This is a genomic window from Streptomyces sp. 15-116A (genome assembly GCF_025290915.1).
Taxonomy (GTDB): Bacteria; Actinomycetota; Actinomycetes; order Streptomycetales; family Streptomycetaceae; genus Streptomyces.
The window spans coordinates 1-4,661 of the sequence record NZ_JAOCQE010000393.1; the positions used below are offsets into that span (position 1 = coordinate 1).

The window sequence follows — 4,661 nt, forward strand, 5'->3', positions numbered from 1 at the left end:
CGCGCCTCGGGCCGGGCGGGCCGGGGCCGGCAGGAGTTGGCCCTTCAAGGGGCCCCATTCGTTCGGGTCGGGTACGCCCGGCGGGAGCATCTGGCGGCGTTTCGGGCCGCCGTGTTCCGACTCGCCGGGTTCCTTGGCGCCCGGCCAGGCCTTGGCGACGCGGGCCGCGAGGACGAAGTCCTTGCGGAGCGGGTGGCCTTCGAAGCCCTCGGGGAGGAGGAGGTGGTCCAGAGAGGGATGGCCGGTGAACACCACGCCGAACATCTCGTGCGTCTCGCGCTCGTGCCAGGCCGCGCCCGCGTAGACGCCGACGGCGGTCGGCAGGGCGGCCGCCTCGTGCGGGACGGTCGTGCGGAGCAGCAGGCGCCGTACCGGGGACAGAGCGGCGACATGCGCGGCGACGCGGAAACCGGTGCCGGGTTCGTCGACCGCGCTGAGCCAGTCGAAGAAGGTGCAGCCGAGACGGTCGCGGGCGGTCTCGAGCGCGGTGATCCAGTCGGCCGGGGGCACGTCGACGGTCAGGACGTCGTACGACTCCTCGGCTGTGGCCTCCGTGCCGAACAGCTCCTCGACGGCGGCGGGGAGCCAGCCGATGGTGGTCATCGGGCGCCCTCCCCGTCCGTACGCGTCACGGCACCGGTCTCCCCCGGCACCGGCGGCTTGACCAGCCCGCTCTGCAGCGCCGCGGCCGAGGGACGCTGAGCGGCGGTCGCCCCGTACCGCTCCCCCAGCGACTCCCGCGCGATCTTCTCCTGGAGCTTGAGGATGCCCTGGAGCAGCGCCTCGGGCCGGGGCGGGCAGCCGGGGACGTAGACGTCGACCGGGATGATCTGGTCGACGCCCTTGGTGACGGAGTAGGAGTCCCAGTAGGGGCCGCCGCAGTTGCTGCACGCGCCGAAGGAGATGACGTACTTCGGCTCGGGCATCTGCTCGTAGAGGCGCTTGACCGCCGGGGCCATCTTGTCCGTGACCGTGCCGGAGACCACCATCAGGTCGGCCTGGCGGGGGCCCGGCGCGAAGGGGATGACGCCGAGGCGGATGAAGTCGTGGCGGGCCATCGACGCGGCGATGAACTCGATCGCGCAGCAGGCCAGGCCGAAGTTGAAGACCCAGAGCGAGTAGCGGCGGCCCCAGTTGAGGACCACCTTCATCGGCTCGGGCGCGAGTCGCGCGAGCGCGCCCAGCCGCTTCGGCTCGGGCAGCAGAACAGGCTCGGGGGTCACGTCCATGTCAGGACGCCCTTCTTGTATGCGTAGAGCAGGCCCACGGCGAGGAAGCCGAGGAAGATGAACATCTCCACGAGGGTGGTCGCGCCGTAGCCGTCGGCGGCGAACACGGTCGCCCAGGGGAAGAGGAAGATCGAGTCGACGGCGAAGATCACGTACAGGAACGCGTAGACGTAGTAGCGGACCTGGGTGTGGGCCCAGCCCTCGCCGACGGGGTCGACGCCGCACTCGTACGTCAGGAGTTTCTCGGGCGTGGGAACCACGGGCCGCAGCAGGCGTCCCGCGCCGAAGGCGACGGCGACGAACAACACGCCGATGACGGCGAGCAGTCCGACGACCGAGTACGCCTGGAAGTAGTCCGCCGCGACGACGACGGTGGATTCCCGCACGTCCGCCCCTCACTCCCGCTCTGGTGTCCCTGGTCCGTGCCTGGTGAACGCAACTGTTCGACGATCTGTACGCAGGGGAGTCTAGGCCCTGATAAAGGCACGGTAAGCAGCCCGTCGCCGCTCGGCATGCGGGGGTGGGGTTTTCCCCCGGGGATCCTGGCGGCCGACCTCATGGCGCGGGCCCCCCGCGCCGGGCAGGCTGATGCCCATGACCGAACGCATCCCGTCCCGGGACCCGCACACGAGCACGGCGATCCCGGCGCCGGCCGACCCCGGCGACCGCCCGCCGCCGCCCCGTTTCGCCTACGACCGGCACACGTGGAAGGAGATCGCCCACCTGCTGGCGAACTTCCCGTGCTCGCTCGTCGGCTTCATCTATGTGGTGACGGTGCTGTTCACGGGGTTCGGACTGACCGTCACGGTGATCGGCTTCCCGCTGCTCGCGCTCGGTCTGCTGGGCGCGCGGCAGCTGGGCAGGGCGGAGCGGGCACGGGCCCGGGCGCTGCTCGGGGTGCGGGTGGACGAGCCGAGCCGGCTGCCGTTGCGCGGGGCGGGCGGGTTCTGGGTGCGGCTGTGGCTGGCGGTGAAGGACCCGGTGGCCTGGCGTTCGGTGCTGTACGCGTTCATGCGGCTGCCGTGGGGCGTCCTCACGTTCACGATCACGCTGACCTCGCTGTTCGTGCTGTGGCCGGTGCTGCCGTTCATCGCGCGGGGGCTGACCAACGCGGACCGGGCGATGGTGCGCGGTCTGCTGTCGCCGTCCGACGAACTGGAGCGGCGGATCGCCGAGTTGGAGTCCGACCGGGGCGTGGTGGTGGACACGGCCGCGGCCGATCTGCGCCGCATCGAGCGCGATCTGCACGACGGGGCGCAGGCGCGCCTGGTCAATCTGGCCATGGGCCTCGGTCTCGCCAAGGAGAAGCTGCTGGAGGACCCCGACGCGGCGGCGCGGATGGTGGACGAGGCCCACGGCGAGGTGAAACTGGCGCTCCAGGAGCTCCGCGACCTCGCCCGGGGCATTCACCCCGCGGTCCTCACCGACCGCGGCCTGGACGCGGCTCTGTCCTCCGTGGCCTCCCGCTGCACGGTCCCGGTGAAGGTGACGGTCGACCTGTCCGAGCGTCCCGCCGCGGCCATCGAGGGCATCGCGTACTTCACCGTCTCGGAGCTGCTGCAGAACGTCAGCAAGCACAGCGGGGCCCGGTCCGCCTCGGTCGACGTGTGGCGCTCGGAGACCCGGCTGCTCATACAGGTGTGGGACGACGGCAGGGGCGGCGCGCGCCTGGACGCCGGTTCGGGCATGCGGGGCCTGGCGGAGCGGCTGGACGCGGTGGACGGCCTGTTCGTCCTGGAGTCGCCGGAGGGCGGCCCGACGACGGTGACGGCGGAGCTGCCCTGGCGGGACCGGGAGCAGAGCGGCTGAGCCCCGCCCCGCAGGGGTGGGGATAACCCCCGGTCCAAGACTGCGACGGACTCCATGGCCCCGCGACCTGCACCGGAGCAGGCTGGAACTACGACAGCACAGCCGCCGGACGAGGAGAAGGACGACGCCGATGGCCACGGACTACGGAGCCGGCTACGGGCTCGACGCACACGCGCAGGACCGCCGGCACCGGCTGCCGGCCGCGCTGCGGGCACCGATCGAGGGACGCACCTGGCGCGAGCTGGGCTATGTGCTGCTGAGCCTGCCCATCAGCATCCTGCTGTTCACGTACGCGGTCACGATGGTGTCGCTGGGCGCGGGCCTCCTGGTGACGTTCCTGGGCGTCCCCGTCCTGGCGGCGGCCCTCGCCGGCTGCCGCGGCTTCGGCAGGCTGGAGCGGGCCCGGGCTCGCGGCCTGCTGGGCCTCGACGTGGGCGAACCGGAGCCGCTGCGGATGAAGCGGCACGGCTTCATGGCGTGGATCGGGGCGGTCCTCAAGAGCGGAACGTCCTGGCGCTCCCTCCTCTACTCGGTGCTGCATCTGCCGTGGGCGGTGTTCGCCTTCACCGTCGCGGTGAACTTCTGGGCGCTGGGCTGGGCCCTGCTGACGTACCCCCTGTGGTTCTGGATCTTCCCGATGTACGCCGGTCAGGACGGCATCCAGCTCTACGGCGACGAGCACCACCGGATCTATCTGGACAACCCCTTCGAGATCACGGTGACGGCGGGGGTGGGCCTGCTGTTCACCATGGCCACGCCGTGGATCGTGCGGGCGCTGACGATGGTGGACCGGCTGATGGTGCACGGGCTGCTCGGGCCGTCACGGCTGGCGACGCGAGTCGTGGAACTGGAGTCGGACCGCGGGGTCGTGGTGGACACGGCGGCGGCGGATCTGCGGCGCATCGAACGCGACCTGCACGACGGGGCGCAGGCCCGGCTGGTGAACCTCGCCATGGATCTGGGCCTGGCGAAGGAGAAGCTGCGGGAGGATCCGCAGGTGGCGGCGCGGATGGTGGACGAGGCGCACGGCGAGGTGAAGACGGCGCTGCAGGAGCTGCGCGATCTGGCGCGGGGCATTCACCCCGCGGTCCTCACCGACCGCGGCCTGGACGCGGCCCTGTCGTCGGTGGCCTCCCGCTGCACGGTTCCGGTCCAGGTGGAGGTCGACCTGACGGAACGGCCCGCGCCGGCCATCGAGGGGATCGCGTACTTCACGGTCTCGGAGCTGCTGCAGAACATCAGCAAGCATGCGCGGGCGACGCGGGCGGCGGTGGAGGTGTGGCGGGCCGGGAACCGGCTGATGCTGCAGGTCGTGGACGACGGGGTGGGCGGGGCCGAGGTGAGCGCAGGCAGTGGCCTGGCCGGCCTGGCGGAACGGCTGGACGCGGTGGACGGCATCCTGGTGGTCGACTCACCGGTCGGCGGGCCTACGAGGGTGACGGCGGAGCTGCCGTGGCGGGCGGGGCTGTGAGCGGGGGCTGTCCCGGCGTGAGTGGGCACCCTGCGCTGCTGCGGGCCGGGGCCGGGTGACGCTCGCCCGCGCTGGCGGGGGTGCCGCTGCGCCCACCCGTGCCGCCCCAGCGGCACGACTGCCCGCAGCTATGCAGGTACGGCGGGCCGCAG

At 72.1% G+C, this 4,661-nt stretch carries 5 protein-coding genes; 2 read left to right on the forward strand and 3 right to left on the reverse strand.

Annotation, left to right across the window (positions count from 1 at the left end; translation table 11 throughout):
• From N4P33_RS33035 to N4P33_RS33045, 3 genes are all read right to left on the reverse strand, one after another.
• On the reverse strand, positions 1-603 hold a 603-nt coding region (locus N4P33_RS33035; RefSeq protein ID WP_260830617.1), incomplete at its 3' end, for an NADH-quinone oxidoreductase subunit C.
• Entirely contained in the window at positions 600-1,229 is a 630-nt protein-coding gene (locus N4P33_RS33040; RefSeq protein ID WP_260830618.1) for an NADH-quinone oxidoreductase subunit B, read from the reverse strand. The genes N4P33_RS33040 and N4P33_RS33035, both read right to left, overlap by 4 nt.
• The gene (locus tag N4P33_RS33045) at positions 1,220-1,615 is read right to left on the reverse strand and encodes an NADH-quinone oxidoreductase subunit A (RefSeq protein WP_260830619.1); all 396 of its coding nucleotides are present in this window, start codon (positions 1,613-1,615) and stop codon (positions 1,220-1,222) included. Before N4P33_RS33045 ends, N4P33_RS33040 begins: the two co-directional genes overlap by 10 nt.
• Positions 1,616-1,823: 208 nt before the next feature.
• Here N4P33_RS33045 and N4P33_RS33050 point away from each other — a divergent pair, with 208 nt between their 5' ends.
• Both N4P33_RS33050 and N4P33_RS33055 read left to right on the forward strand, forming a co-directional pair.
• Positions 1,824-3,038 (forward strand): sensor domain-containing protein, encoded by a 1,215-nt coding sequence (locus N4P33_RS33050; protein WP_260830620.1) that lies wholly within the window; start codon positions 1,824-1,826, stop codon positions 3,036-3,038.
• Positions 3,039-3,168: 130 nt separating this feature from the next.
• Positions 3,169-4,509, forward strand: a complete 1,341-nt coding sequence (locus N4P33_RS33055; RefSeq protein WP_260830621.1) for a sensor histidine kinase — start codon at positions 3,169-3,171, stop codon at positions 4,507-4,509.
• Positions 4,510-4,661: the final 152 nt, after the last annotated feature.